This is a genomic window from Cupriavidus sp. PB-02 (assembly GCF_058252315.1).
On record NZ_CM177694.1, the window covers coordinates 812,220 to 839,188 of the forward strand.

Annotated in this window: 19 protein-coding genes, 1 tRNA gene and 1 other RNA gene; 12 read left to right on the top strand and 9 right to left on the bottom strand. The window is 66.2% G+C overall.

The features are described from left to right. Window positions 1-29: 29 nt before the first annotated feature. The 5 genes from AC10V3_RS03875 (at window position 30) to AC10V3_RS03895 (ending at window position 5,203) form a co-directional block, all read left to right on the top strand. Window positions 30-1,394 carry a replication-associated recombination protein A gene (locus AC10V3_RS03875; RefSeq protein WP_490923133.1) on the top strand — a complete coding sequence of 455 codons (1,365 nt, stop codon included), beginning with the start codon at window positions 30-32 and terminating at the stop codon, window positions 1,392-1,394. A gap of 116 nt (window positions 1,395-1,510) precedes the next feature. After that, window positions 1,511-2,815, top strand: coding sequence for a serine--tRNA ligase (gene serS / locus AC10V3_RS03880; RefSeq protein ID WP_022533864.1), 1,305 nt, complete (start codon window positions 1,511-1,513; stop codon window positions 2,813-2,815). A gap of 79 nt (window positions 2,816-2,894) precedes the next feature. Next, window positions 2,895-2,984: transfer RNA gene (locus tag AC10V3_RS03885), tRNA-Ser, on the top strand. A 171-nt stretch (window positions 2,985-3,155) separates the two neighbouring features. Continuing rightward, window positions 3,156-4,082, top strand: coding sequence for a DUF1653 domain-containing protein (locus AC10V3_RS03890; RefSeq protein ID WP_490923134.1), 927 nt, complete (start codon window positions 3,156-3,158; stop codon window positions 4,080-4,082). After that, the gene (locus AC10V3_RS03895; RefSeq protein WP_490923135.1) at window positions 4,079-5,203 is read left to right on the top strand and encodes a phosphatase PAP2 family protein; all 1,125 of its coding nucleotides are present in this window, start codon (window positions 4,079-4,081) and stop codon (window positions 5,201-5,203) included. Before AC10V3_RS03890 ends, AC10V3_RS03895 begins: the two co-directional genes overlap by 4 nt. Here the strand turns inward: AC10V3_RS03895 and paeA are convergent. Together paeA and AC10V3_RS03905 are read right to left on the bottom strand one after the other, a co-directional pair. Next, a complete protein-coding gene (gene paeA / locus AC10V3_RS03900; RefSeq protein ID WP_022533867.1) occupies window positions 5,085-6,404 on the bottom strand; it encodes a polyamine export protein PaeA in 1,320 nt (439 codons plus the stop codon). The two genes, AC10V3_RS03895 and paeA, sit on opposite strands and share 119 nt — an antisense overlap. A 76-nt stretch (window positions 6,405-6,480) precedes the next feature. Continuing rightward, on the bottom strand, window positions 6,481-7,461 hold the full coding sequence (locus AC10V3_RS03905; RefSeq protein WP_022533868.1) for a LysR family transcriptional regulator: 981 nt from the start codon (window positions 7,459-7,461) through the stop codon (window positions 6,481-6,483). 125 nt (window positions 7,462-7,586) lie between these two features. Here AC10V3_RS03905 and AC10V3_RS03910 point away from each other — a divergent pair, with 125 nt between their 5' ends. From AC10V3_RS03910 to AC10V3_RS03925, 4 genes are all read left to right on the top strand, one after another. Continuing rightward, entirely contained in the window at window positions 7,587-8,885 is a 1,299-nt protein-coding gene (locus AC10V3_RS03910) for a D-amino acid dehydrogenase (protein WP_349609623.1), read from the top strand. A gap of 117 nt (window positions 8,886-9,002) precedes the next feature. Continuing rightward, on the top strand, window positions 9,003-9,914 hold the full coding sequence (locus AC10V3_RS03915; RefSeq protein ID WP_022533870.1) for a glutamate/aspartate ABC transporter substrate-binding protein: 912 nt from the start codon (window positions 9,003-9,005) through the stop codon (window positions 9,912-9,914). A gap of 202 nt (window positions 9,915-10,116) precedes the next feature. After that, window positions 10,117-10,926: a transporter substrate-binding domain-containing protein gene (locus tag AC10V3_RS03920; protein ID WP_022533871.1), complete on the top strand. Its 810-nt coding sequence runs from the start codon at window positions 10,117-10,119 to the stop codon at window positions 10,924-10,926. A gap of 100 nt (window positions 10,927-11,026) precedes the next feature. Further along, window positions 11,027-11,686 (top strand): amino acid ABC transporter permease, encoded by a 660-nt coding sequence (locus AC10V3_RS03925; RefSeq protein WP_022533872.1) that lies wholly within the window; start codon window positions 11,027-11,029, stop codon window positions 11,684-11,686. Between the two features lie 65 nt (window positions 11,687-11,751). Here AC10V3_RS03925 and cphA (AC10V3_RS03930) read toward each other — a convergent pair whose 3' ends face one another. Together cphA (AC10V3_RS03930) and cphA (AC10V3_RS03935) are read right to left on the bottom strand one after the other, a co-directional pair. Next, window positions 11,752-14,322: a cyanophycin synthetase gene (gene cphA, locus AC10V3_RS03930; RefSeq protein ID WP_022533873.1), complete on the bottom strand. Its 2,571-nt coding sequence runs from the start codon at window positions 14,320-14,322 to the stop codon at window positions 11,752-11,754. Between the two features lie 48 nt (window positions 14,323-14,370). Next, the gene (gene cphA / locus AC10V3_RS03935) at window positions 14,371-17,007 is read right to left on the bottom strand and encodes a cyanophycin synthetase (protein ID WP_490923139.1); all 2,637 of its coding nucleotides are present in this window, start codon (window positions 17,005-17,007) and stop codon (window positions 14,371-14,373) included. 239 nt (window positions 17,008-17,246) lie between these two features. Between cphA (AC10V3_RS03935) and AC10V3_RS03940 the strand changes: the two genes are divergently transcribed. Continuing rightward, entirely contained in the window at window positions 17,247-19,544 is a 2,298-nt protein-coding gene (locus tag AC10V3_RS03940) for a cyanophycin metabolism-associated ABC transporter (protein ID WP_022533875.1), read from the top strand. Next, window positions 19,537-20,031, top strand: a complete 495-nt coding sequence (locus AC10V3_RS03945; RefSeq protein ID WP_022533876.1) for a cyanophycin metabolism-associated DUF1854 family protein — start codon at window positions 19,537-19,539, stop codon at window positions 20,029-20,031. Before AC10V3_RS03940 ends, AC10V3_RS03945 begins: the two co-directional genes overlap by 8 nt. A gap of 485 nt (window positions 20,032-20,516) precedes the next feature. Here the strand turns inward: AC10V3_RS03945 and AC10V3_RS03950 are convergent, their stop codons facing one another. From AC10V3_RS03950 to ompA, 5 genes are all read right to left on the bottom strand, one after another. Then, complete coding sequence (locus AC10V3_RS03950) at window positions 20,517-20,918, bottom strand: hypothetical protein (protein WP_022533878.1); 402 nt, start codon at window positions 20,916-20,918, stop codon at window positions 20,517-20,519. A 231-nt stretch (window positions 20,919-21,149) separates the two neighbouring features. Then, window positions 21,150-21,508, bottom strand: a transfer-messenger RNA (tmRNA) gene (gene ssrA / locus AC10V3_RS03955). Window positions 21,509-21,592: 84 nt separating this feature from the next. Beyond that, window positions 21,593-22,267, bottom strand: a complete 675-nt coding sequence (gph, locus tag AC10V3_RS03960; RefSeq protein WP_022533879.1) for a phosphoglycolate phosphatase — start codon at window positions 22,265-22,267, stop codon at window positions 21,593-21,595. After that, entirely contained in the window at window positions 22,264-23,013 is a 750-nt protein-coding gene (gene ubiG, locus AC10V3_RS03965) for a bifunctional 2-polyprenyl-6-hydroxyphenol methylase/3-demethylubiquinol 3-O-methyltransferase UbiG (RefSeq protein WP_454751711.1), read from the bottom strand. The genes gph and ubiG overlap by 4 nt, the downstream gene beginning before the upstream one ends. Before the next feature lie 132 nt (window positions 23,014-23,145). Continuing rightward, window positions 23,146-23,802 carry an outer membrane protein OmpA gene (gene ompA, locus AC10V3_RS03970; protein ID WP_022533881.1) on the bottom strand — a complete coding sequence of 219 codons (657 nt, stop codon included), beginning with the start codon at window positions 23,800-23,802 and terminating at the stop codon, window positions 23,146-23,148. A gap of 434 nt (window positions 23,803-24,236) precedes the next feature. Between ompA and gyrA the strand changes: the two genes are divergently transcribed. Further along, window positions 24,237-26,888, top strand: a complete 2,652-nt coding sequence (gyrA, locus tag AC10V3_RS03975; RefSeq protein ID WP_022533882.1) for a DNA gyrase subunit A — start codon at window positions 24,237-24,239, stop codon at window positions 26,886-26,888. Window positions 26,889-26,969: the final 81 nt, after the last annotated feature.

Genomic DNA, 26,969 nt, shown 5'->3' on the forward strand with positions numbered 1-26,969 from the left:
GCGCTCTGCATTCACAAGGCTTGATTACCGTGGCGGACACGCTGTTTTCCGATACTCCCGACCGTTCCCGGCAACCGCTGGCCGAGCGCCTGCGCCCGCGCACCATCGACGAGGTGATCGGGCAGCAGCACTTGCTGGGTCCCGGCAAGCCGCTGCGCGTGGCGTTCGAGTCGGGCGAGCCACATTCGATGATTCTGTGGGGCCCGCCCGGCGTGGGCAAGACCACGCTGGCGCGGCTGATGGCCGATGCCTTCGACGCCGAGTTCATCGCGCTGTCGGCGGTGCTGTCGGGCGTCAAGGACATCCGCGAGGCGGTCGAGCGCGCCGAGCAGTTCCGCGCACACGGCCGGCGCACGCTGGTGTTCGTCGACGAAGTCCACCGCTTCAACAAGAGCCAGCAGGACGCGTTCCTGCCGCATGTGGAAAGCGGGCTGTTCACCTTTATCGGCGCCACCACCGAGAACCCCTCGTTCGAGGTCAACGGCGCTTTGCTGTCGCGCGCGGCGGTCTACGTGCTCAAGAGCCTGGACGATGCCGAGCTGACCCAGCTCGCCACGCGTGCGAGCCAAGAGCTGGGCGGCCTGAGCTGGCAGGACGAAGCGCTGCAGCTGATCGTGGCCTCGGCCGATGGCGACGGGCGCAAGCTGCTGAACAATATCGAGATCGTGGCGCGCGCCGCGCGCACCGCCGGCGCCGCGCAGATCGATACCGCGCTGCTGGGCAGCGCGCTGTCGGAAAACCTGCGCCGCTTCGACAAGGGCGGCGATGCCTTCTACGACCAGATCAGCGCGCTGCACAAGTCCGTGCGCGGCTCCGACCCCGACGCCGCGCTGTACTGGTTCTGCCGCATGATCGACGGCGGCGCCGACGCGCGCTACCTGGCGCGGCGCATCGTGCGCATGGCGTGGGAAGACATCGGCCTGGCCGATCCCCGTGCCGCGCGCATCACGCTGGACGCGGCGGAAACGTATGAGCGTCTCGGCTCCCCGGAAGGTGAACTGGCGCTGGCGCAGGCGCTGATCTACCTGGCGGTGGCGCCCAAGTCCAACGCCGGCTACAACGCTTACAACGCGGCGCGCGCCTTTGTCGGCAAGGACAAGTCGCGCGCGGTGCCGGTGCACCTGCGCAATGCGCCGACCAAGCTGATGAAGGAACTCGGCTACGGCCACGCCTACCGCTATGCGCATGACGAGCCCGAAGCCTACGCCGCCGGCGAGCACTACTTTCCGGACGACCTGAAAGCCCAGGGCTGGTACCAGCCGGTGCCGCGAGGCCTGGAGGGCAAGATTGCCGAGAAGCTGCGCCACCTGCGCGAACTGGACGATGCCTGGCACCGCGAGCAGCGCGCCGCCAAGGCCAGGGACGGTGGCAAGGGCGGCAAGGCGGGTGAGTAGGCCCTGACTGAATAGCGGCGGGATCCCGCCGCAGTTTGCTCGTGTGCGGCCATGCGGGTGCAGTAAAATGGCGGGTCCGCCGGCATGTCGCTGGCCCTGCACTTCACCAAAGCAACATGCTCGACATCCAGCTGTTCCGCAAAGACATCGACGCCGTGGCGCAACGCCTTGCCACGCGCGGCTACCAACTCGACGTGGCGGCGTTCCAGGCACTCGAGGCCGAACGCAAGCAACTGCAGACCCAGACCGAAGAACTGCAGGCGCGTCGCAACAGCCTGTCCAAGCAGATCGGCATGCTCAAGGGCAAGGGCGAGGACGCCTCGGCTGTGATGACGGAAGTCGGCGGCATCGGCGACACGCTCAAGGCCTCGGCCGCGCGGCTCGACGAGATCCAGGCGCACCTGTCCGAACTGATGCTGTCGATCCCAAACCTGCCGCACGAAAGCGTGCCGGTGGGCAACGACGAAACCCAGAACGTCGAGGTGCGCCGCGTGGGCGAGCCGCGCCAGTTCGACTTCGAAGTGCGCGACCACGTCGACGTGGGCGAGAAGCTGGGCCTGGACTTCGACACCGCGGTCAAGGTGACCGGCTCGCGCTTTTCGATGCTGCGCGGCGGCCTCGCGCGCATGAACCGCGCCCTGGTGCAGCTGATGCTTGACACCCATACGCAGGAACACGGCTACACCGAGATGTACGTGCCGTACATGGTCAACGCCGCGTCGATGCGCGGCACCGGCCAGCTGCCCAAGTTCGAGGAAGACCTGTTCAAGGTGCCGCGCAAGGTCGGCAGCGAGGAAGGCGAGCGCATCGAGAACTTCTACCTGATCCCGACCGCCGAGGTGCCGCTGACCAATATCGTGCGCGACGCCATCGTCGCGGGCGAGAAGCTGCCGCTGCGCTTCGTCGCGCATACGCCGTGCTTCCGCTCGGAAGCGGGCTCGTACGGCAAGGACACGCGCGGCATGATCCGCCAGCACCAGTTCGACAAGGTCGAGCTGGTCCACGTGGTGCCGGCCGGGCAATCGTTCGAGGCGCTGGAGGAACTGACCGGCCATGCCGAGGCAATCCTGAAAAAGCTGGAACTGCCGTTCCGCACCATCGTGCTGTGCACCGGCGACATGGGCTTCGGCAGCACCAAGACCTATGACCTGGAAGTGTGGATCCCCGCGCAGAACACCTACCGCGAGATCAGCTCGTGCTCGAACATGGGCGACTTCCAGGCGCGCCGCATGCAGGCGCGCATGCGCGTAGGGCAGGGCAAGCCGGAGCTGGTGCATACGCTCAACGGTTCGGGCCTGGCGGTGGGCCGCACGCTGGTGGCGATCCTGGAGAACTACCAGAACGCCGACGGCTCGGTCACGGTGCCGACTGCGCTGCAGTCGTACATGGGCGGCATCACGCGGCTGGAGCCTGAGGCGTAAAAAATCCGTTGTCAGCCTCTTGCATCGGCCTGCAGGACATGGCTATAATCTTGGTTTCGCCACAAGGCAACAAGTTACCGGAGAGGTGGCAGAGTGGTCGAATGTACCTGACTCGAAATCAGGCGTACCGGCGACGGTACCGTGGGTTCGAATCCCACCCTCTCCGCCATTGATAAGAAGCTGCCCGGTTCGCCGGGCAAGCAACAACCTGTAGTTACACTCGGACCGACGCACTGTGAAAGCAGGCGTCGGTTTTGTTTTTTTGCGGCCGGCAAAGCGCCGCAGCGCTCACCCCAACCGCGGGCGCGCAAGCGGCATGACGTAGTGCCGGTGCACTATCATGGCGATCCGCCATGCAGGATGCCGCACGATGACACAGCCGCCCGCCAACAACCCCTTCGCACCGGTCTTCCACGGCGATCCCGCCGAGCTTCCAACCGACTCCGCCCTGATCGCCGGCATGCCGTACCGCCACTACAAGGGTGGCGCCTATGCCGTATTCGGCATCGGCCGGCTCGAGGCCGACCTGGCGCCGGTGGTGGTCTATCGCGCGATGCGCGACCCGTCCTTGCTGTGGGTGCGCCGCGCCGATGTGTTCACCGAACCGGTTGCCACGCCGCAGGGCGAAGTGCCGCGCTTTGCGCCGGACTGGCCGGCTGCGCTGGCGTGCCTGCATTTCCTGCCGCGCAAGTCGGTGCTGGACGTGCTGGCGCTGCACGACACGCCGTACCGGCACTATCACGACCGCCGGCATATCCTTGAGATGTTCGATGCCGCCCACGCGCGCGGCATTGTGCTCGACCGCGCGCAGGCGCTGGCGGTGCTGTGCCATGACGCGGTCTATGTGGCCGGGTGCGAGCACAACGAGGCAGCGTCGGCCGCCCTGATCGAAACGGTGGCGCCCGACGTGGGCCGCGCCGTGCTGGACCGCGCCGCGCAGATCGTGCTCGACACCCGCGCGCATACCGCCAGCATTGCCGAATCCGCGACCGTGCTCGACCTCGACCTGCTCAGGCTGGCCGCGGCGCCGGACGTGTTCGATGCGCATAGCCAGGACGTGTTCGCCGAGAACCGCGCGCTGCTGGCCGCGCGCACCGGCCTGCAAGGCGAGGCGCTGCAGGCCGAATTCCTGCGCCGCCGCGCCGCATTCCTGAACAATCTGGCGCAGCGCCCGCAGCTCTTCCTGACCGATGACTTCGCCGATTCCGAGGCGCCGGCACGCGCCAATATCGCGCGCATCGTCAGCGCGGCCGGGGGCGTCCGATGATTGACGTACCGGCGCGCGCGAGCGCTTTCGCTGACGCATGGCTGACGCCGGGCACGGCGCTCGGGCTGCTGGCGTTGTTCACGCTGGTCACGGTGTTGCTGCTGAGCCTGGTGCCGCTGCTGATCGCGTTGCTGCGGCCGGTGGTGCGCTGGCTTGACCAGTGGCGCCTGTGGGGTGCCGGCACTTTGTCGGGGCGGCCGCGGCGCACGCGGCTGACCAACCTCACGCTGCGCGTGCTGGAACGCGAGGTTGCGGAGTTGCTGGTGGTGGTGCTGGCCGGCGCCGCGCTGCTGGCCTGCGGCGGCGCGTTGTTCTGGCTCGCCGGTGCCGTGGCCGAAGGCGATGAGGTGGTGCATATCGATCAGATGGTGTTCGTGCAACTGCGCGCATGGCGCACCGACTGGCTCGATATCGCGATGGTCGCCGTGACCGAACTCGGCGGTGCGCGCATTTCCGTGACCGTGGGCGTGGCGGTGTTTGCCTGGCTTTGGTGGCGGCGTGCGTGGACCGCGGCGCTGTACTGGGCCGCCGCGCTGCTGGGCGCGCGTGCCTGCGTGATGGCGCTGAAGCTGGGCATGGCGCGCGTGCGCCCGGCCAGCATCTATACCGGGCTGGAGTCGTATTCCTTCCCTAGCGGCCATGCCACCAGCAGCATGGTGACATACGGCTTCCTGGCCTTCCTGATGTGCCTGCGCCAGCCGTGGCGCGTGCGCATCCCGGTACTGGCGCTGACTGTGGTGGCGGTGGCGGCGATCGGGGTGTCACGGCTGTACCTGGGCATGCACTGGCTGTCGGACGTGGCCGCTGGCTATGCGCTGGGACTGGCGTGGATCGCGCTGCTCGGCACCGCGTACCACACGCTGCACGTGCCGGCGCCGAAGGAGTCGGTGGCGCCGTGGCGGCTGGGCGTGGTGGCAGCGGCAGCGGTGGTGATCTCGGGCAGCTACGTGGCGTGGTTCAGGATGCCGGATACGCTGGAGCGCTACCGCCAGGCAGAGTCAGCTACGCCAGCGGTGCTGGCGCTGCACCTTCCTGCCCATCCGGCAGGCGCGACACCAGCAGCTGGTCGATCTTGTGATGGTCGATGTCCAGCACTTCGAAGCGATAGCCCGCCACGGTGATCGACTCCGATTTTTTCGGAATGCGCTTGAGCGCGTAGATTACCAGCCCGCCCGCGGTATCGACATAGTCTTCGCCCGGCAGGGTGTCGAGCTCCAGCGCCTTTTTCAGGTCCACCAGCGGCGTCAGGCCGTCGACCAGCCATGAGCTGTCGTCGCGCCGCACGATCTGCTCGTCTTCGTTGGAATAGAGGATGTCGCCCATCAGCGCGCCGACGATATCGTCCAGCGTGACGATGCCCACCACCAGCCCGTACTCGTTCATCACCACGGCAAAGTTCTGGTGCATCTCGCGGAAGCGCGTCAGCGCCTCGGACAGGGTCAGCGTGTCGGGGATCACCAGCACGTTCTTGTCGTGGTGGCGGCCGATATTGTTGATCACGGTGGCGCTCTCGTCCGCCAGCAGCAGCTGCAGGATGTCCTTGGAATCGATATAGCCCTGCACGTCGTCCAGGTCGTGCCCGCACACCGGGTATTGCGCGTGCGGCTGGTTGACCAGCTTGCGGCGCACGCTGTCGGCGGGTTCGTCGAGACTCAGGTAGACCACGTCGTCGCGCGGCGTCATGATCGCCGTAATGCTCTTGAACTCGAGCTCGAACACATTCTCGATCAGATGGAGTTCGTGCTTGTGCAGCACGCCCGCCTCGGCCCCGGCATCGACCATCGCGGCGATGTCCTCGGTGGTGATCTGGTCGACCGGCTTGGTCGGCAGTCGCAGCAGCCGCAGCGTGGCATCGGCGGCGGCGTTGAAGATCCACACCAGCGGCTTGAGCACGCGCAGCAGCGTCAGCATCGGGTCGATCACCGCCACCGCGCACCGCTCAGGGAAGGTCATGGCGATGCGCTTGGGGATCAGGTCGGCAAACTGGATAAACAGCAGCGTCACGATCAGGAACGAGCCGATATTGGCCACGCGCTGGGCGTGGACCACCTGCATATAGGGCGACAGCGCTTCCAGCAGCAGGTCCGACACATGCTTCTCGCCCAGGATACCGGCGAGGATGGCCACGCTGTTGACGCCGATCTGCACGATGGTGAAGAAATTCCCGGGCTCTTCCTTGAGCAGCAGTACGCGCGTGGCGCGGCCATCGCCGCGCTCGGACAGGACTTGCAGCTTGGTGCGGCGTGCGGCGGTCAGCGCGATCTCGGAGACCGAGAAGAAGGCGCTGACTAGGACGAGGGCGAGCAGGGTCAGGATGAACATAGGATTGGCGCGTGCAAGCTGTACTTGCAGGCGGCTTGATGATGGTGCACGGCGCGCGGGGCTGTCAAATCGGCTGTCAGATCGGCTGTAAAGCGCGGCTTCTGGTGCCGGCCGGTGCGTCAAAGCTGACGGCCGGCGCTTCCAGCCGCTGCGGCAGCGTCGCGGCCAGTTCCTGCGCGGCGAGGGCGAACTGCGTGCGCAGGTCGTCGGCCAGGCTGGAACCGGCGCGGTGGCTGGCGCGCAGCAGCTGGATCTCGAACGGCAGCACCGGCGTCACCTCGTGCAGCGCCACGCGCTCCGGGCTGGCGCTGAGCGCCGTGTACTGGTCCAGCAGCGTCATGCCCAGCCCGGCGTCGACCAATGCCAGCGCCAGCGAGTAGGTCTGCACCTCCAGCGTCGAGCGCGGCTCCAGTGCGTGCCGCGCCAGGGTCTGGCGCACCAGCAGGCCGAGCGAGCTGTTGTCGTCATAGCCGATAAAGGGGCGTTCCATCAACCGCTGCATCGGCACTAGTTGGCGGCGACCGCCGGCGGGCAGCGGCTGGCCGCGCGGCACCGCCAGCAGCATGCGGCCGCTGGCCACCGGCTCGCTTGAAATCGCCTCATGGCGCGGCGGGGAAAAGGCAAAGCCCAGGTCGATCTGGTTGGCCAGCAGCGCGCCGACGATCTCGTCGGTATGGTGGGTCAGCACCTGCACCTGGGTGTCGGGGTGGCGCGCGCAGAAGCGCCGCACCGCCGGCACCAGCAGCGGGTTGGCCAGGCTGGGCGTGGCGGCCACGCGCAGGCGCCCGGCGCCCTTGTGGCGCAGGCTCTCCGAGACGCGGCGCACGCGCTCGATCTCGCCATATAGCCTTTCGACATCGCCATACAGCGCGGTCGCCTCCTGCGTGGCCTGCAGCCGGCCGCGCACGCGCTCGAACAGCCGGAAGCCGAGCGAGGCCTCGGCATGCTGCAGCACGCGCGTGACCACCGGCTGCGACACATGCAGCAGGCGCGCGGCCTCGCTGACGGTGCCGGTCAGCATCACGGCGCGGAAGACTTCGATCTGGCGCAAGCGCATGGGTTTGAAGTGTCAGGAAAGGCCATCCATAGCCTGATGACATATTCTGACACGTATTCGCATTGGGCAAGCCGGCGCCGCTGCTCTACGCTCTGGCCCATCGGTTTCAATGCACAAGGATGGCAATGCGGGTAGTGATCGTGGGCGCCGGGGTGGTCGGCATGACGACGGCGTGGCGCCTGGCCGAGGACGGCCATGAGGTGACGGTGCTGGAGCGTCACAACGGGCCGGGCGAGGAGACCAGCTTTGCCAACGGCGGCCAGCTCAGCTACAGCTATGTGGCGCCGCTGGCGGGCCCGGGCGTGATGTCCAAGGTGCCGGGCTGGCTGCTGCGGCGCGATTCGCCGATGCGCTTCCGCCCCGCAGCCGACCCGGCGCAGTGGCGCTGGCTGGCGGCCTTCATGGGCGCCTGCAACGCCGCCACCAGCGAGGCCACCACGCGCAAGCTGCTGCGGCTGGGGTTCTATTCGCGCGACCTGATGCAGGCTTTCGTCGAACAGCACCAACATCGGCACCAGCACGACGGCGGCGGCGCCGGCTTCGATTTTGCGCGGCGCGGCAAGCTGGTGGTGCACCGGGATGCGGCCGCGTTCGCCTCGGCTTGCCGGCTGCTCGATTACCAGGCCAGCCTGGGCTGCGAGCAGCAGGCGCTGGACCGTGACGCCTGCGTGGCGCTGGAGCCCGCGCTGGCCGGCATCCGCGCCGGTATTGCGGGCGCCATCTACACGCCTAGCGAGGAAGTCGGCGACTGCCACCGCTTCTGCGTATCGCTGGCACGGTTGCTGCAAGACAGCGGCGCCCGGCCGGGCGTGTCGATGCGCTTCGGCACCAGCGTGCAGGGGCTGGTGCAACAGGGCGGCCGCGTCACCGGCGTGCACACCGACACCGGCGTGGTGCCGGCCGACGTGGTCGTGGTGGCGGGCGGTATCGGCAGCGTGCCGCTGCTGCGGCCGCTGGGCGTGCGGCCGATGCTGTGGCCGCTCAAGGGTTACAGCATCACGGTGCCGATCGCCAGCGGCGCGCGCGCACCGCATATCAGCGTGACCGATTTCGCCAACAAGATCGTTTATGCCCGCATCGGCAATACACTGCGGGTGGCGGGCATGGCCGACCTGGTGCGCGGCGGTACCCGCATCGACCCGGAGCGGGTCGGCACCCTGGTGGCGCAGACGCGCGCGCTCTTCGACGGCATCGTGCCCGACCTGCCGCTGGCGCAGCTGCAGCCCTGGGCCGGCCTGCGCCCGGCGACGCCCGACGGCCTGCCGCTGGTCGGGCCGTCGCGGGTGTCCGGCCTGTGGCTGAACCTTGGCCACGGCGCGCTGGGCTTTACGCTGGCCATGGGCAGTGCCGGCCTGCTGGCCGACCGGCTGGCTGGGCGGCGCCCCACCATCGACGCAGGGGATTTCGATGCCGCGCGCGCCTAGCGCCGCCGGCATGCATCGGTTTTTGCAGTACCCGTGAGTTCGCAACTCATGACGCAGTAAGCGAAGCAGTCCACAAAACGAGCCTCAATGAACAAGCCCCACTACAAGGAGCGCGACATGAAACCACTGCACACCCGACGACCCGCCACCCGCCGCACGCTCGCGGCCGCCGCCCTGTTGCTGGCTGCCGGCGCCGCCCAGGCCGCCGACGGCGACACGCTGAAGAAGATCAAGGACAGCGGCGTGATCTCGCTGGGCTATCGCGAATCGTCGATCCCATTCTCGTACACCGACGGCAAGGAGGTGATGGGCTACTCGCACGAGATCCTGCTGCAGATCGTCGAGAAGGTGAAGAGCGATCTCAAGATGCCCAACCTGCAGGTGCGCATGACGCCGATCACTTCGCAGAACCGCATCCCGCTGGTGCAGAACGGCACCATCGATATCGAATGCGGCAGCACCACCAACAACCTGGAGCGCCAGAAGCAGGTGGCATTCTCCAACAGCCTGTTCGTCTACGGCATCAAGATGCTGACCAAGAAGGATTCGGGCGTGAAGGAGTTCACCGACCTGAAGGACCGCAACGTGGTCACCACCGCCGGCACCACCGGCGAGCGTCTCCTGGTCAAGATGAATGGCGAGAAGGCCATGAACATGAACCTGATCAGCACCAAGGACCATGGCCAGTCCTTCCTGATCCTGGAAACCAACCGCGCCGCGGCCTTCGTCATGGACGAGCCGCTGCTGTACGGCGAGCGCACCAAGGCCAAGAGCGCGGGCGACTGGGTGGTGGTCGGCGCACCACTGCAGACGGAGAACTACGCCTGCATGTTCCGCAAGGATGATCCTTCGTTCAAGAAGCTGGCCGATGGCGTGATCGCCGAGCTGCAGACCAGCGGCCGCGCCGAGAAGCTCTACAACAAGTGGTTCATGGCACCGATCCCGCCGCGCGGCATCAATATGAATTACCCGCTGTCGGCCGACATGAAGGCGCTGTTCGCGGCGCCGAACGACAAGGCCTACCAGTAAGGGCAGGGCGGTGCCGCCGTGGCGCTGACTCCGCCCGGCGGTTATTTAGCCATAATGAATCGTTATTTCCTCGTTGATAGTGTTTGCGGTAGTGTTGAGCCCGATATAGGCTCATAGCAGCACAACCGGCCGGCGGCCCTTCACGAGAGGTCGTCGGCGCTGTCTGCATACTTACTGCTTATCCGCATCCACTGGAGAATATATGCGATCGATTCGAACTGGCTGGCTCAAATCCCTGCTGGCCGCCTCGCTGCTTGCCGGCGCTGGCCTCACCGCTGCCGCGGCAAATGCCGCCGACCTGCTCGACACCGTCAAGCAGGCCGGCGTGCTGAAGATCGGCCTGGAGGGCACGTATCCCCCGTTCGGCTTCCGCGGCGCGAAGAACGAGCTGGAAGGGTTCGACGTCGACGTGGCGCGCGCGGTCGCGGGCAAGCTGGGCGTCAAGCCGGAGTTCGTCACCACCGAATGGAGCGGCATCATCGCCGGCCTGCAGGCGGGCAAGTTCGATGTGATCGTCAACCAGGTCGCCGCCACGCCGCAGCGCAAGCAGGCGCTGGATTTCTCCAAGCCCTACGTCTACTCCGAAGCGCAGCTGATCCAGCGCAAGGATGACAAGCGAGAGTTCAAGTCGCTGGAAGCGCTCAAGGGCCACAAGCTCGGCGTGAGCCTGGGCAGCAACTACAATGACCTGGCCAAGTCGGTGCCCGGCATCGACGTCAAGACCTATCCGGGCGCGCCCGAATACCTGCGCGACCTGGCGGCGCAGCGCGTCGACGCCGCGCTCAATGACCGCCTGATGGTCGCTTACCTGATCAAGACGGCCAACCTGCCGCTGCGCCCGGGCGCGGTGGTGCCGGGCGCCAGCTCGGAAGTCGCGATCCCGTTCCGCAAGGACAACCCCAAGTTTGCCCAAGCGATCGACCGCGCGCTGGATGACCTGCGCAAGGATGGCACGCTGACCAAGCTGTCGGCGAAGTGGTTCGGCACTGACGTGACCAAGCCAGCCAAGTAAGCAGGGGCGGTATCATGTCGCGGCGCGGCGGCCCCGGAGGGCTGCCGCGCCGCTTGCCATTTGCGCCGTCCGTTCATCTTCCTACGTCTCCGCCGCCTTCATGTCCGCTCTCCAGCTCGTCATCGATTCCCTGCCTGTGCTGCTGCAGGGCACGCTGCTGACCATCAAGTTCGCGTTGTGGTCGATGGTCTTCGGGCTGATGCTGGGGACGGTGGTGGCGCTTATGGGCATCAGCCACAGCCGCGTGCTCAAGGCAGTGGCGCGCACCTATGTCAGCATCATGCGCGGCACGCCGCTGCTGGTGCAGATCTTTGTCGTCTACTATGGGCTGCCCGGTGTTGGCATCGCGCTGGAACCCACCCCGGCGGGCGTGCTGACGCTCAGCCTGAACGTCGGCGCCTACCTGTCCGAGAGCATGCGCGGCGCAATCCTGGGCGTGGCGCGCGGTCAATGGCTGGCGGCCTACAGCCTGGGGCTGACGCCGGCGCAGGCGTTGCGCTACGTGGTCGGGCCGCAGGCGCTGCGGCTGGCAGTGCCGAGCCTGTCCAACAGCCTGATCAGCCTGATCAAGGACACCTCGCTGGTGTCGGTGATCACCGTGACTGAGCTGCTGCGCACGGCGCAGGAGGTGATCGCGGCCACTTACCAGCCATTGCCGCTGTACCTGGCGGTGGCGGCGATCTACTGGGTGCTGAGCACGGGCTTATCCGGGTTGCAGCATATGCTGGAGCGGCGCTTGTCGCTGCCGGGGCGGCACTGAGCGCCGCCGCACCAAAGCAAAAGGCCAGCTCCGGGGAGCTGGCCTTTTTTGTCGCCGGTGTGCGATCAGCCCTGCGTGATGCGCCCGGCGATATGCCCCAGCGCTTCTTCCACCTGGTCCACCAGGACCAGGCACAGGTCGCCCGCCTGCAGGTGCGATAGCGCGGTGTCGATGGCGAGGAACTCGCCACGGATCTCCTCGACCTTGCCGGCGCGTTGCGCGCCTTGCAGGCCCTCGCGCAGCAGCGCCAGCACCTCGCCATCGGCGCGGCCGCGCTGGCACTGGTCCTGGTACAGGATCACCTCGTCGAACACGCCGCCCAGGATCTGGGTCTGTCGGCGGATATCGTCGTCGCGGCGGTCGCCTGCACCGCTGATCACTACCACGCGCCGTTTGGCGGTGATGGTCTCGACCGCGTTGCACAGCGCCTGGATCGCATCCGGATTGTGGCCGTAGTCGGCGATCAGCGTGGCACCGCGGTAGTCGAACACGTTGAAGCGTCCGGGCGCGGTCTGCGCGTCACTGACGAAGGTGGCCAAGCCGCGGCGGATGATGGTCCAGTCGATGCCCAGCGCCCACGCGGCGGCGATCGACGACATCGCGTTCTCGACCTGGAAGCCGATGGTGCCGTTGCGCGTCAGCGGGATCTCTGCCAGCGCGATGCGTACCTCGGTATCGCCCTCGGAGGCAACGATCTCGGCGCCGTCGACGAACACCACGCGTTTGCCCTGCGCACGGTGCGTGGCCATGGCCGGCTGGTTGGGATCGTGCGCGAAGAAGGTGACGCTGCCAGGGCAGGCGTCGGCCATGCGCACCACCATCGGGTCGGCGGCATTGAGCACGGCCATGCCGTGCGGCGCGACGTTCTGCACGATCACGCTCTTGAGCACCGCCAGGTCTTCCACCGAGTTGATGAAGGAGAGGCCAAGGTGGTCCCCTTCGCCGACGTTGGTCACCACCGCCACGTCGCAGCGGTCGAAGGCCAGGCCTTCGCGCAGCAGGCCGCCGCGCGCGGTCTCGAACACGGCGGCGTCCACGTCCGGGTGCAGCAGCACGTTGCGCGCGCTGCGCGGGCCGCTGCAGTCGCCGGTGTCGATGCGCTCGCCCCGGATATACACGCCGTCGGTGCCGGTCATGCCCATGCGCAGGCCGCTGGCGGCCATGATATGGGTGATCAGGCGCACGGTCGTGGTCTTGCCGTTGGTGCCGGAGACCGCCACCACCGGGATGCGGCCATCGTTGCCATCGGCGAACATGGTCGAGACGATCGCCTCGCCGACCGCGCGGCCCTTGCCGTACGACGGCTGCAGGTGCATGCGCAAGCCCGGCGCGGCGTTGACCTCGACGATGCCGCCGGCCTGTTCCTCGAACGGCTTGAGCATGGTCTCGCACACCGCGTCGACGCCGGCGATATCCAGGCCCACCATCTGCGCCGCGGCCACGGCGCGCGCGGCGATGTCCGGGTGGACGTCGTCGGTCACGTCGGTGGCGCTGCCGCCGGTGGACAGGTTGGCGTTGTTGCGCAGCACCACGCGCGTGCCCTTGGCCGGCACGGAGTCAGCGGTCAGGTTCTGCTTGGCCAGCACGGCCAGCGCGATATCGTCGAAGCGGATTTTGGTCAGCGAGGTCGCATGGCCTTCGCCGCGGCGCGGGTCGCGGTTCACTTCCTCGACCAGCTGGCGCACGGTATGCACGCCGTCGCCGGTGACCTGCGGCGGGTCGCGGCGCGCGGCTGCCACCAGGTGCTTGCCGACCACCAGCAGGCGGAAATCATGGCCCGGGATATAGCGCTCGACGATCACGTCGGTGCTGATGTCCGAGGCGACCTCATAGGCCGTCATCACTTCCTCGCGGGTGCGGATGCGCACGGCCACGCCCTTGCCTTGGTTGCCGTCGCGCGGCTTGACCACCACCGGGGCGTCGATTTCCTGCGCGGCGGCCCAGGCTTCCTCGGCGCTGCGCACCGAGCGGCCGAGCGGCACCGGCACGCCGGCGGCGTGCAGCAGGCTCTTGGTCAGTTCCTTGTCCTGCGCGATCGATTCGGCCACGGCGCTGGTGCGGTCGGTTTCTGCGGCCTGGATGCGGCGCTGCTTGCTGCCCCAGCCGAACTGAACCATCGAACCTTGCGTCAGGCGCCGGTAGGGAATGCCGCGCGCCATGGCGGCATAGACGATCGAGCCGGTGCTCGGTCCCAGGCGCACGTCCTCGTCCAGCTCGCGCAGGCGGTGCAGCGCGTCGGCCAGGTCAAAGGCGGTGTCGGCGCGCGCGGCCAGGCACAGGGCCTCTGCCAGTTCGAAGGCGAGCCGGCCGACTTCTTCCTCGCTGTATTGCACGATGACCTGGTAGGTGCCGGGCTCGACCGTCTGTGCGGTGCGGCTGAACGTGACCGGGCAGCCGGCGGCGGCCTGCAGGCGCAGCGCCGTCATTTCCAGCACGTGGGCCAGCGACATCTCGCCGGCTTCCTCGTCCGGGTGCAGCGGCCCGACTTCCGGGAAACGGGCGCGCAGCCGGTCTTCAAAGCCGGGCAGCGCCGACAGCATGTCGGTGGCATCCTGGCAGGCCACGATGGCCTCGATGGCGGTGTGGCGGCACCACAGGTTCGGGCCCCGCAGGGCCCGGATACGTGAGACTTCCATAGAACGGTTTCCGTGTTCTTCTGTGCGCGGTTCAGCTTGGGGCCGCGCTTAGGCGCGGCGCGCAGGCTGCCCCATCCAGTGGTGCACCAGGTCGACGGTGGCGCCGGTGGCGGCCTCGTCGCACTGCAGTACCAGCAGGTCGCCCGGCACCAGCTGGCCGAGCGCGGTTTCGATGGCGCTGGCGCGCGTGCCTTCGTCGATGATCTTGGTCACGCGGCGCCCTTCATACAGGCCTTGCTTGAGCAGCGCGCGCGCTTCGGCATCGGGCAGGGCGCGCTTGACGCTGCGGTCTTCGCACAGGAAGACGCGGTCGAAATGCCGGCCCAGCACCTTGCCCTGGCGCACCAGGTCTTCATCGCGGCGCTGCACGCCGGCACCGTAGACCACCATGCGGCGATCGGCCGGGAAACGCTCCAGCGCGGCAGCCAGCGCTTCCAGCGCGGGGGCGTTGTGGGCGTCGTCGACCACCACGGTGGCGCCGTTGCGCTCGAACAGCGTGAAGCGGCCCGGCACGTCGACCTGGCCGACGTCGAAGGTCACCACGCCGGCGCGGATCAGGTCGTTGGAGATGCCCAGCGCCCAGCCTGCGGCCACGGCCGCCAGCACGTTCTCGATCTGGAACGCGACGCGGCCGGCATAGGTCAGCGGCACCGCGGTCACGTCGACCAGCGGGGTTTCGCTGTTGCCGCTGTTCCCGTTAGCCAGCACGATCTTGCCCTCGCGCAGGTACACCGCGCGCTTGCCGGCGGCGCGGTGCGACACGATCGCGGGCAGCTCCGGCGTCAGGCCGAAGAAGATCACGTCGCCGTCGCACAGTTCGGCCATTTCCACCAGGCGTTCGTCGCGCGCGTTGAGCACGGCGGCGCCGTCCTTGAGCACCACGTCGACCTGCGTGCGCAGCACGTTGTACATGCGGTCTTCGTCCTCGACGTAGTAGTCGCCGAGGTGGTCAGGCTGGTCGAAGTTGGTGACCACGCCGACCTGGCAGCGGTCATAGGGCAGGCCTTCAGACAGGATGCTGCCGCTGTCGCTCTCGAACACGGCGGCTTCTACTGCGCGATTCATCAGGATGCGGTGGGCCGCTTCCCAGTTGGCGCGGTCGCCGCCTTCCACCTGGCGGCGGTCCAGGTACAGGCCGTCGCTGCAGGCCAGGCCGGTGTGCTTGCCCGACAGCTGCAGCAGGCGCGCCACCAGACGTGCGACCACGGTCTTGCCGTTGGTGCCGGTCACGCCCACCACCGGGATGCGGCCCTGGTCGTCCTCGGGGAACAGGTGATCGACGATGGCGCGGCCCACCGGGCGAGGCGTGCCTTCGGCCGGCTTGATATGCATCAGCAGGCCGGGGCCGGCGTTGACCTCGACGATGGCGCCGCGTTGTTCGGCCAGCGGGCGCGAGATGTCCTCGGCCACCAGGTCGACGCCGGCGATGTCCAGGCCGACCACGCGCGCGGCCAGTGCGGCATGCGCAGCGACGCTCGGGTGCACGCGGTCGGTCACGTCGAAGGCGACGTTGCCATTGCGCTGGATCAGCACATTCTTGCCTTCCGGTGGCACCGAGCTGCCATCCATGCCCTGGCGCTTCAGTTCCAGGCGCGCGGCCGAATCGAGGCGCACGCGGTTCAGCGGATGGTCTTCGGTGTTGCCGCGGCGCGGATCGGAATTGATCTGCAGTTCGATCAGCTCGTCGATGGTCGACTTGCCGTCGCCGACGACGCTGGCGGTCTCGCCCATCGCGGCGGCGACCAGGCGGCCGCCGACCACCAGCAGGCGGTGTTCGTTGCCGGGGATAAAGCGCTCGACGATCACGCCGCTGCCTTCGTCGATGGCCACGCCGTAGGCGGTCTCGACTTCCTCGCGGGCCACCAGGTTGGTGAACACGCCGCGGCCGTGGTTGCCGTCATAGGGCTTGACCACCACCGGCACGCCGATGTCCTCGGCAGCGTCCCAGGCATCTTCCGGCGAATCGACCATGCGGCCTTCCGGCACCGGCACGCCGCAGGATTCCAGCAGGCTCTTGGTCAGGTCCTTGTCGCGCGAGATGCTTTCGCCGATGGCGCTGGTGCGGTCGGTCTCGGCGGTCCAGATGCGGCGCTGGCGTGCGCCGTAGCCGAGCTGGACCAGGTTGCCGTCGGACAGGCGCAGCGCCGGGATGTCGCGGTCGTCCGCGGCATCGACGATACAGGCGGTGCTCGGGCCCAGGCAGTGCTCGTCGACCAGGCGGCGCAGGTTGTCCACGGCGGCGGGGACGTCGAAGGGACGATCCTCGATCGCGGCCATGACCAGGTCGCGGGCGGTGAACAGTGCGGCGCGGGTTACTTCTTCGTGCCAGGCGCGTACGATGACCTTGTAGACGCCGCGCACCGGGGTCTCCCGGGCCTTGCCGAAGCCGCCCGGCATGCCCGCCAGGTTCTGCAGCTCAAGCGTCACGTGTTCCAGGATATGGCCCGGCCAGGTGCCTTCCTTCAGGCGTTGCAGGAAGCCGCCGCGCTCGCCGATGCTGCAGCGATGCTCGACCAGCGACGGCAGCCAGGCCGACAGGCGCTCGTAGAACCCCGGAATCGTGTTGGAGGGAAAGTCCTCCAGTTCCCCGATATCGACCCATGCCTCCAGAACGGGCCGATATGTCCACATATTCGGGCCGCGCAGCGACATGACATCGAAAATCTCAATGTCCTTCTTTTTCATTGAATTAGCTTGAGGCAGTGGGCGGAACCGCCCGAGAAATGGAAGCCTAACCTTTCAGTAACGTTACAGCGTTGTACGGGTTGACTTTCTTGGCTTAAAAGAGTTTGTGCAATGCATCAGGACCACCCGCTCGTTCGTCGTTATGTATACTGCGGGCGAATTCGCGGGCCGCCAGCGCGTGCCCGGCTTAAATTGTTTCAAGTTATGTCCGTACCCCCTGGACGCACGCCGCGCCTTACATGACCCAGTCCTCCCTGCCTGCCCTCAACACCCCCGTGGCCGAAGAGCCCTGGCGAACCGATTCCGGATCGTGGCTCCGACCCGGCGAGTCCGTCCTGGCCGGACTGGAACTGGACCTCGACGCGAGGCTGCATTTTACCCAAGGGTGGCTGGTTGTGACGGACCAGCGCATCGTTGCCCGGGCTCCCGGTGAAAAAAATGTGCGGGAATGGAACATCGGGCCTTCCCTGCGCCTGACCCACGCTGACCATGCCGGCGTCGGCACGCTGGAACTGAGCGGGCCGGGGGGGCGGTTGGCCACCTGGCGATATACGCTTGGTTACAATCCGTCCGCCTTGCGGCTGGCCGACCAGTTCCAGGCCCGCCGCGACGCCGCCAGCGCCCGCGCCACGCCCGACGCCGGCGAAGTGCCGTGCCCGACCTGCAAGGCGCCGCTGCCGCCGGAGGAGGAGCAGTGTCCGCAATGCAGCCGTGAGCTGGAAACGCCGCCTTCCACCTGGGCGCTGCTGCGCCTGTGGCGCTTCGCCCGGCCGTACCAATGGCAGTTGCTGGCCGGTTTCCTGCTCACCGTGCTGTCCACCGCCGCCACGCTGGTGCCGCCGTACCTGACCATGCCGCTGATGGACAAGGTGCTGATCCCGTTCCAGAACGGCGTGCCGATCGACTACGACCTGGTGCGGATGTACCTGGCAGGCCTCTTTGGCGCGGCGCTGGTGGCGTGGAGCCTGGGCTGGGCACGCACCTACCTGCTGGCGCGCGTATCGGAGCGCATCGGCGCCGACTTGCGTACAACTACCTACGAACACCTGCTAAAGCTTTCGCTAGAGTATTTCGGCGGCAAGCGCACCGGTGACTTGATGGCGCGTATCGGCTCGGAAAGCGACCGCATCTGTGTGTTCCTGTCGCTGCACCTGCTGGACTTCGCCACCGACGTGCTGATGATCGTGATGACCGCGGCGATCCTGGTGTCGATCAACCCGTGGCTGGCGCTGGTGACGCTGGTGCCGCTACCGTTTATCGCCTGGATGATCCACCTGGTGCGCGACCGTCTGCGCCACGGCTTCGAGAAGATCGACCGGATCTGGTCGGAGATCACCAACGTGCTGGCCGACACCATCCCGGGCATCCGCGTGGTCAAGGCGTTTGCACAGGAGAAGCGTGAAGTGGCGCGCTTCCGCGAGGCCAACAAGCACAACCTGGCGATCAACGACCGCGTCAATGCGGTGTGGTCGCTGTTCACGCCGACGGTGACGTTGCTGACTGAAATCGGCCTGCTGATCGTGTGGGTGTTCGGCATCTGGCAGGTGTCGCACAACGCCATTACGGTGGGCGTGCTGGTGGCGTTCCTGACCTATATCAGCCGCTTCTACACGCGGCTGGATTCGATGAGCCGCATCGTCTCGGTGACACAGAAGGCCGCGGCCGGCGCCAAGCGTATCTTCGACATCCTCGACCACGTGTCGAGCGTGCCGGAGCCGGTGCGGCCCGCGAAGCTCGACAAGGTCGAGGGCGCTATCGACATGCGCGACCTGGGCTTCCGCTATGGCAACCGCGCGGTGATCCGCGGGCTGGATTTGTCGATCGCGCCGGGCGAGATGATCGGCCTGGTGGGGCACAGCGGCTCGGGCAAGAGCACGCTGGTCAACCTGATCTGCCGTTTCTACGACGTGTCAGAGGGCGCGATCCGCGTCGACGGAGTCGATATCCGTTCGTTGCCGGTGTCCGAGTACCGCCGCCATATCGGGCTGGTGCTGCAGGAGCCGTTCCTGTTCTTTGGCACCATCGCCGACAACATCGCCTACGGCAAGCCCGATGCCACGCGCGAGGAGATCATCGCCGCCGCGCGCGCCGCGCATGCGCACGAATTCATCCTGCGCCTGCCGCATGGTTACGACTCGCTGGTCGGTGAGCGCGGCCAGGCGCTGTCGGGCGGCGAGCGCCAGCGCATCTCGATCGCGCGCGCGCTGCTGATCAACCCGCGCATCCTGATCATGGACGAGGCCACCTCGTCGGTCGACACCGCGACGGAGAAGGAAATCCAGAAGGCGCTCGACAACCTGGTACAGGGCCGCACCACCATCGCCATCGCGCACCGGCTGTCGACGCTGCGCAAGGCCGATCGTCTGGTGGTGATGGACCGCGGCCAGATCGTAGAGGTCGGCAGCCACGACGAGCTGCTCCTGCGAGAAGGTGCCTACTACAAGCTTTACCAGGCGCAAGCGCGCAATGTCGATACCGAAGACGACATCGAAGAAGACAAAGCCCTGATGGAAACGCCGGAGGCAGCCAATGCCTGATGACATCCAAGCGGCCACGCAGACAGCCGTGTTCACTCTTGACCGCAATGCATTCGGCCGCCTAGTGCTGACCGACGCCGACGGCACCGTCCACGAAGGCGTGGTGCCGGTGCGCGCCTTCCCGATTTCCGCGCCGCAGGGCGGCATCGGCCTGATGAGCACGGACGGGCATGAAGTGGTGTGGATTCCGCGCCTGGAAGACCTGCCACAGGCCGAGCGCAGCCTGATCGAAGAAGAGCTCGCGTCGCGCGAGTTCATGCCCGAGATCCGCCACATCGTCAGCGTGTCGACCTACGCCACACCCAGTGTGTGGACGGTGCAGACCGACCGCGGCCAGACCTCGCTGGTGCTGCGTGGAGAAGAGGCTATCCGGCGCCTGACCGGCAGCACGCTGCTGGTGTCGGACAGCCATGGCATCCACTACCTGATCCGCGACCTGATGGCGCTGGACAAGCACAGCCGCAAGATCCTGGACCGCTTCCTCTGAAGCGGCGCGGAACGGAATAGCTCATGTCCGGATTGACGTAGCCAAGGTTCGCCGCGCGCGTATCGCAGTTGACACCGACGGCATTGGTCATTGGTTGGCAAGGTTGACTGCCACCGCCATGTTGTTCATGGTTTGCAGGTACGGCATGGCTGGAGTCGATGTGCACGCGGCATGCACGAAGTGCGGTGCAGCCAGGCATGCAAACGCCAGGAGCCAGCGCCTGCGTGCGCGAGGGAAGCGGATTCGGATCATAGGTCGTAGAGTTGCGGCATGCCGGATCTGGCCCGGCAAGGGCGCCCGGATGCGCCCGATGAACAGGTTCACCGAGCCTGTTGAGGACGAAACAACTCTAGGCCGACTGCGCTACGCCTGTGCTCGGAAAACTCCTAATGCGGTGGGGAAGGTTGGGGAATCGTGCAGGCAAGCTGACTTCCTGCGTCCCAGTCACTGCGATCTGCGCCGAGATGCGCGATGGTGTGCGGGGATTAGTGCAGGAGGTCGGGCGAGTCGTCGTCCTCGTCCCAGTCCTCGTGCATGACCGGCACATCGGGCACCATGTCGAACACCATCGAGTGGTAGCGTACGCTGAACCACGCGCGGAACATCTGCAACGTCAGCGTCTCGGGCCACATCGAGTCGTCGAACCACTCGCCCAGCATGAATTCGAAGAACGCCTGCCAGCGTTTCTCGACCCAGCGCACCGCATTCTCATGCGTGTCGGCCAGTTCTTCGGGCACCAGGAACACGCTCTGGTCTTCGCGCACGTGTTCGAGCGTGAGGCCGGCGACCGGCTGCGGATCGACGGCCTGGATCCAGTCCAGGAACGGCTGTTCCGGGACCAGGGCAACCATGGAACGGTTGATGGTGAAGCGGGGATGGTCTGACATGGCGAAGGGCGTGGAGGACGGCAACCGGGTATTGTAGTCGCTCGCGGTCTCGGTGCAGTGCCAGACTGTAGACCCGCTACTGATAATCCAGTGCAAAGATCATCGCGCTCGGCACCGTCCCCGCGCGATGGCGGCGGCGCAGTTGGCCGCACAGCCGGTAAACGAAAAAACGGACCAGAAGGTCCGTTGATTCGCGACCCTGGCGCAGCGGACGCCAGGGTGAGGTGAAACTGGTGGAGCCGGCGGGAATCGAACCCGCGTCCGCAAGCCCTCCACAGAGAGTTCTACATACTTAGTTCTGTCATTTGATTTAACCGGCGCATCGCGGACGAACACGCTCTACGACGGCGAGTCACTAAATTTTCGTCTCCGGACCCGTGACACTTCCGGAGCTTATCTGACGTAAATGACCTCGCGTGGTCTTGCGACCCTAGCCCGTCAGCGAGCCAGTGCGAGGACGGCCGCAATTAAGCGGCCAGTGCGTAACGTTCGTCGTTAGCAGTTATTGCATTCCCATTGATTAACGAGGTGACGGGTCCTCGGTATGCCCTCCACTGCTTTGTAACCCACGTCGAAACCAGGTCGGCCCCAGTGAGGAAGCTGGATTGTACCCGGTTGGACGCACGCTGTCTCGAGGAGTTCCAGCCGGGGCTCGCATGTCCCATGCGGCGCACTCAGGCGACCGCGGCGGGTACCAGCAAGGGGATCAGCTCGGCGGGGTGGCGCACCAGGTGGTCGGCGCCCCACGTCTCGGGCGGTTCGCCGTCGCCGCAATAGCCATAAGCGGCTGTCACCGTGATCATCCCCGCGGCCTTGCCGGCCTGGATGTCGCGCAGGTCGTCGCCGACGTAGACGCAGCGGCGCGGATCGACGCCGGCGCTAGCGGCGGCGTGCAGCAGCGGGGCGGGGTGGGGCTTGGCATGCGGCGTAGTGTCGCCGCTGACCACGGCGCTGGCGCGCGGCGCCAGGCCGATGGCGGCCACCAGTGGCACCGTGAAGCGGGCGATCTTGTTGGTGACGATGCCCCACGGGATGCCCGCCGCCTCCAGCGCCGACAGCACCTGCGGCATGCCGTCGAACAGGTGCGTGTGAACTGCAATGTCGGCCTCGTAGTAGTCCAGGAAGATATCGCGTAGCGCGGGGAACTCCGCGTCCTCCGGGCGCAGCCCGAAGGCCGCGCCGAGCAGGCCGCGCGCGCCGTGCGAGGCGACCGGGCGCAGCTTCTCATAGGCCACCGGCGGGTTGCCGCGCTCGACCACCAGCCGGTTGGCCGCTGCCGCGAGATCCGGGGCCGTGTCCGCGAGGGTGCCGTCCAGGTCGAAAAAGACGCCTGCGATGCCCCCCGTCATGCCGCCACCCGGCGGAACGCCATCATGTAGTTCACATCGGTGTCGCGGTTCAGCGAATAGACCTGCGACAACGGGTTGTAGGTCATGCCACGCATCTCGACCAGGTCCAGGCCGGCCTGGCGGGCGAAGCGCGCCAGCTCGGACGGGGTGATGAACTTGTCGTAGTCGTGCGTGCCGCGCGGCAGCATGTTGAGCACGTACTCGGCGCCGACGATGGCCAGCAGGTAGGCCTTCAGGTTGCGATTGATGGTCGAGAAGAACACATGGCCGCCGGGCTTCACCAGCGTGGCGCAGGCGCGGACGATCGAAGCGGGATCAGGCACGTGTTCCAGCATCTCCATGCAAGTCACGACATCCACGCTGGCCGGCTCACGGGCGGCCAGCGCTTCAGCGGCGATCTCCTCGTAGTTGACCACTACACCGGACTCGAGGCTGTGCAGGTCTGCCACCTTGAGCGCCTTGGTCGAGAGATCGATGCCGCGCACGGTGGCGCCCAGGCGCGCCATGCTCTCGGACAGGATGCCACCGCCGCAGCCCACGTCGACCACGCGCTTGCCCGCAAGGCCGGCGAGGCCGTCGATCCAGCCTAGGCGCAGCGGGTTCAGCTCATGCAGCGGCTTGAATTCGCTTTCCGGGTCCCACCAGCGGTGGGCCAGCTCGCTGAACTTGTCGATTTCCTTGGGGTCGGCGTTCCGGCGCAGCGGATCCGGCGTGGCGGCGGACGGGGTTTGCGATTGCAGCGTCATCGTATGGGGGCCGGCGGCTGGCTGCCTGCGCCGGCGAATGTGAAGGGGAGGTCGGGGCAACTGTACCAAAAAAACGGTACCAAAAAAAAAGCCCAGCTTGCGCTGGGCTTTTCTTCATCGGAAAGGATCCGATTAACGCGCGCTGCGGGTGCCGACCACTTCGACTTCCACGCGGCGGTTCGGCTGCTGGCAGCCGATCTGGGCCTTGCGGTTGCCCTTGCACGACTTCGGATCGACCTTCAGCTGGCGCTTGCCCTTGCCTTCGGTGTAGACACGGTTGGCTTCAACGCCCTTGCTCACCAGGTAAGCCTTGACCGATTCAGCACGACGGATCGACAGGCGATCGTTGTACTTGTCCGAACCGAACGAGTCGGTGTGGCCCACGGCGATAATGACTTCCAGGGTGATGCCTTGCAGCTTCGAGACCAGGTCGTCCAGCTTGGCCTTGCCTTCGGGCTTCAGCACGGCCTTGTCGAAGTCGAACAGGGTGTCAGCAGCGAAAGTGACCTTCTCGCTCGACACAACCGGCGGTGCCACCGGAGCCGGCGCCGGTGCGGCCGGGGCTGCGGGGGCCAGGGCGCCGTCGCACAGGGCGTTGGCGGTGGCCGGAGTCCAGGAGCTGTCGCGCCAGCAGAGCTCGTTCGTGCCATTCTTCCACACGTACTCGCTCGTACCGTTGCCCCAGTTGTCGTTCACTGCCTTTTTTTCATAGGGGACGGACTGGGCTTGAGCGGATGCAGCCATTACTGCGGTAGCTGCAACGAGCGCGAGCTTGGCAAATTTTTTCATATTTCTCCTCTCAGGATGAGATCACCGCAGGGTTACTGCGAGCAAATGGACGAAAACAAGTCATACATTCTTCGGAGTATAACATTCTCGATGTGGCTGATGCTCCACTTCGAACAATGTCTGGCTCTTCGCTGGGGAATTGTGCCACAAGGGTCGTTTCCTAAGAAGTAAATATATTCGATTCGCCCCATGGGTTTTGGGCCTGTGGTGTTTGTGCAACATGGGTCTTGTGTCGCCCGCAAAGCCTTGTGGCATCAGGGTTTCAGGGTTTTCGCAGGGGCCCGCGGGCGCCTTCCGGGAAGCTGTCCGGAGGGGGCGAGGCGGGGGTGTCGGCATGTTAGAATGGCGTGTTGCCCCGCTGTCAGGCGCCGCCCGGCGCCACCCGCAAAAGGGCCCTGACATTCGCTTAAACCTGCCGCATAAACCACGCCGCAATGGATCCATTCGCAAAAGAAACCCTTCCGGTCTCCCTAGAAGAGGAAATGCGCCGCTCCTATCTCGATTACGCCATGAGCGTGATTGTCGGACGCGCGCTTCCCGATGTGCGGGACGGCCTGAAACCGGTACACCGGCGCGTGCTGTTTGCGATGCACGAGCTTAACAACGACTGGAACCGTCCGTACAAAAAGTCGGCCCGTATCGTCGGGGATGTGATCGGTAAATATCACCCGCACGGTGACACCGCAGTCTACGACACCATCGTGCGCATGGCGCAAGACTTCTCGCTGCGCTACATGCTGGTCGACGGCCAGGGCAATTTCGGTTCTGTCGACGGCGATAACGCCGCGGCCATGCGATATACCGAAATCCGCCTGGCGAAAATCGCCCACGAGATGCTGCACGACATCGACAAGGAAACCGTCGATTTCGACAGCAACTACGACGGCTCTGAAAAAGAGCCCACGATTCTGCCGGCCCGTATTCCCAATCTGCTAATCAATGGTTCATCCGGTATTGCGGTGGGCATGGCCACCAATATCCCGCCGCATAACCTGAATGAAATCGTCGACGGCTGTCTGCACCTGCTGCGCAACCCGCAGGCGACGGTGGATGAACTGATTGAATTGATTCCGGCTCCGGATTTTCCGACCGCCGGGATTATCTATGGCATCCAGGGCGTGCGCGAAGGCTACCGCACCGGCCGCGGCCGGGTGGTGATGCGGGCCAAGACGCACTTCGAGGACATCGACCGCGGCCAGCGCCAGGCGATCATCGTCGACGAGCTGCCCTACCAGGTGAACAAGCGCACCCTGCTCGAGCGCATCGCCGAGCTGGTCACCGAGAAGAAGGTCGAGGGCATTTCCGACATCCGCGACGAGTCGGACAAGTCCGGCATGCGCGTGGTGATCGAGCTCAAGCGTAACGAGGTGCCCGAGGTCGTCCTCAACAACCTATATAAGAACACCCAGCTGCAGGACACCTTCGGCATGAACATGGTGGCGCTGGTCGACCGCCAGCCGCGCCTGCTGAACCTGCGCCAGATGCTGGAGTACTTCCTTGCGCACCGCCGCGAGGTCGTCACCCGCCGCACGGTGTTCGAACTGCGCAAGGCGCGCGAGCGCGGCCATGTGCTGGAAGGCCTGGCCGTGGCGCTGGCCAATATCGACGAGTTCATCGCGATCATCAAGGCCGCGCCGACCCCGCCGATCGCCAAGCAGGAACTGATGGCCAAGGCCTGGGATTCGGGCCTGGTGCGCGACATGCTGGCACGTGCCGAAAACGACACTCCGGGCGGGCGCGCTTCCTATCGCCCGGACGGCCTCCCGGCCGTATTCGGCATGCAGCCGGACGGCCTGTACAAGCTGTCCGACGCCCAGGCGCAGGAAATCCTGCAAATGCGCCTGCAACGCCTCACTGGTCTCGAGCAGGATAAGATCGTCCAGGAATATCGCGACATCATGGCGGAAATCGCCGATCTGCTCGATATCCTGGCGCGCCCGGAACGCATTACCACCATCATCTCCGACGAACTCACCGCCATCCGCGCTGAATTCGGCGACGAGCGCCGCTCGCAGATCGAGCTCAACGCGACCGAACTGGACACGGAAGACCTGATCACCCCGCAGGACATGGTGGTCACGCTGTCGCACAGTGGCTATATGAAGAGCCAGCCGATTTCCGAGTACCGCGCACAGAAGCGCGGCGGACGCGGCAAGCAGGCGGCGGCGACCAAGGAAGACGACTGGATCGACACGCTGTTCGTGGCCAATACCCACGACTACATCCTGTGCTTCTCCAACCGCGGCCGCTTGTACTGGCTGAAGGTCTATGAAGTGCCGCAGGGCTCGCGCAATTCGCGCGGTCGCCCGATCGTCAATATGTTCCCGCTGTCCGAAGGCGAGAAGATCAATGTGATCCTGCCGGTGCGCCAGTTCGACGCCGAGCACTTCATCTTCATGGCCACCGCCCGCGGTACGGTCAAGAAGACAGCGCTGACCGAGTTCTCCAACCCGCGCAAGGCCGGCATCATCGCGGTCGACCTGGACGAGGGCGACTACCTGATCGGCGCCGCAGTCACCGACGGTCAGCACGACGTGATGCTGTTCTCCGACGCCGGCAAGGCGGTGCGTTTCGACGAGAACGACGTGCGCCCGATGGGTCGCCAGGCGCGCGGCGTGCGCGGCATGAACCTGGAAGACGGGCAGACCGTGATCGCCATGCTGGTGGCGCCGGCCGAGACGGCCGAAGAGGCCGAAGCCGGCACCCGCGGCAGCGTGCTGACCGCGACCGAGAACGGCTACGGCAAGCGCACTCCGATCGCCGAGTACACTCGACATGGCCGCGGCACCAAGGGGATGATTGCGATCCAGACGAGCGAGCGCAACGGCCGCGTGGTGGCTGCGGCACTGGTTTCACCTGAAGACGAGATCATGCTGATCACCACCGGTGGCGTGCTGATCCGTACCCGCGTGGGCGAAATCCGCGAAATGGGCCGCGCCACCCAGGGCGTGACGCTGATCAACGTGGACGAGGGCACCAAGCTGTCCGGGTTGCAGCGCATCGTGGAAAGTGATGCCGACAACGGCACCGGCTCCGAAGAGGCGGAAGAGGCGGACGGCGCCGCCGGGGCCGACGCCAATCCGTAGCCATTCCGTGGCCAATCTGTAGCCAATCGTAAATTGTTGCAACATTAGGACGCCGGCCGGAACTCGTTTCGCGGCTGTCCG

Coding starts and splice junctions, on each gene's coding strand:
- AC10V3_RS03910 (WP_349609623.1), top strand. CDS start 7,587: ATGCGGGTAGTGATCGTGGGCGCCGGGGTGGTCGGCATGACGACGGCG.
- AC10V3_RS03950 (WP_022533878.1), bottom strand. CDS start 20,918: ATGTCAGACCATCCCCGCTTCACCATCAACCGTTCCATGGTTGCCCTG.
- gph (WP_022533879.1), bottom strand. CDS start 22,267: ATGACGGGGGGCATCGCAGGCGTCTTTTTCGACCTGGACGGCACCCTC.
- paeA (WP_022533867.1), bottom strand. CDS start 6,404: ATGTTCATCCTGACCCTGCTCGCCCTCGTCCTAGTCAGCGCCTTCTTC.
- cphA (WP_490923139.1), bottom strand. CDS start 17,007: ATGAAAAAGAAGGACATTGAGATTTTCGATGTCATGTCGCTGCGCGGC.
- AC10V3_RS03905 (WP_022533868.1), bottom strand. CDS start 7,461: ATGCGCTTGCGCCAGATCGAAGTCTTCCGCGCCGTGATGCTGACCGGC.
- ubiG (WP_454751711.1), bottom strand. CDS start 23,013: ATGACGCTGCAATCGCAAACCCCGTCCGCCGCCACGCCGGATCCGCTG.
- cphA (WP_022533873.1), bottom strand. CDS start 14,322: ATGGAAGTCTCACGTATCCGGGCCCTGCGGGGCCCGAACCTGTGGTGC.
- AC10V3_RS03915 (WP_022533870.1), top strand. CDS start 9,003: ATGAAACCACTGCACACCCGACGACCCGCCACCCGCCGCACGCTCGCG.
- ompA (WP_022533881.1), bottom strand. CDS start 23,802: ATGAAAAAATTTGCCAAGCTCGCGCTCGTTGCAGCTACCGCAGTAATG.
- AC10V3_RS03920 (WP_022533871.1), top strand. CDS start 10,117: ATGCGATCGATTCGAACTGGCTGGCTCAAATCCCTGCTGGCCGCCTCG.
- serS (WP_022533864.1), top strand. CDS start 1,511: ATGCTCGACATCCAGCTGTTCCGCAAAGACATCGACGCCGTGGCGCAA.
- AC10V3_RS03895 (WP_490923135.1), top strand. CDS start 4,079: ATGATTGACGTACCGGCGCGCGCGAGCGCTTTCGCTGACGCATGGCTG.
- gyrA (WP_022533882.1), top strand. CDS start 24,237: ATGGATCCATTCGCAAAAGAAACCCTTCCGGTCTCCCTAGAAGAGGAA.
- AC10V3_RS03925 (WP_022533872.1), top strand. CDS start 11,027: ATGTCCGCTCTCCAGCTCGTCATCGATTCCCTGCCTGTGCTGCTGCAG.
- AC10V3_RS03890 (WP_490923134.1), top strand. CDS start 3,156: ATGGCGATCCGCCATGCAGGATGCCGCACGATGACACAGCCGCCCGCC.
- AC10V3_RS03940 (WP_022533875.1), top strand. CDS start 17,247: ATGACCCAGTCCTCCCTGCCTGCCCTCAACACCCCCGTGGCCGAAGAG.
- AC10V3_RS03945 (WP_022533876.1), top strand. CDS start 19,537: ATGCCTGATGACATCCAAGCGGCCACGCAGACAGCCGTGTTCACTCTT.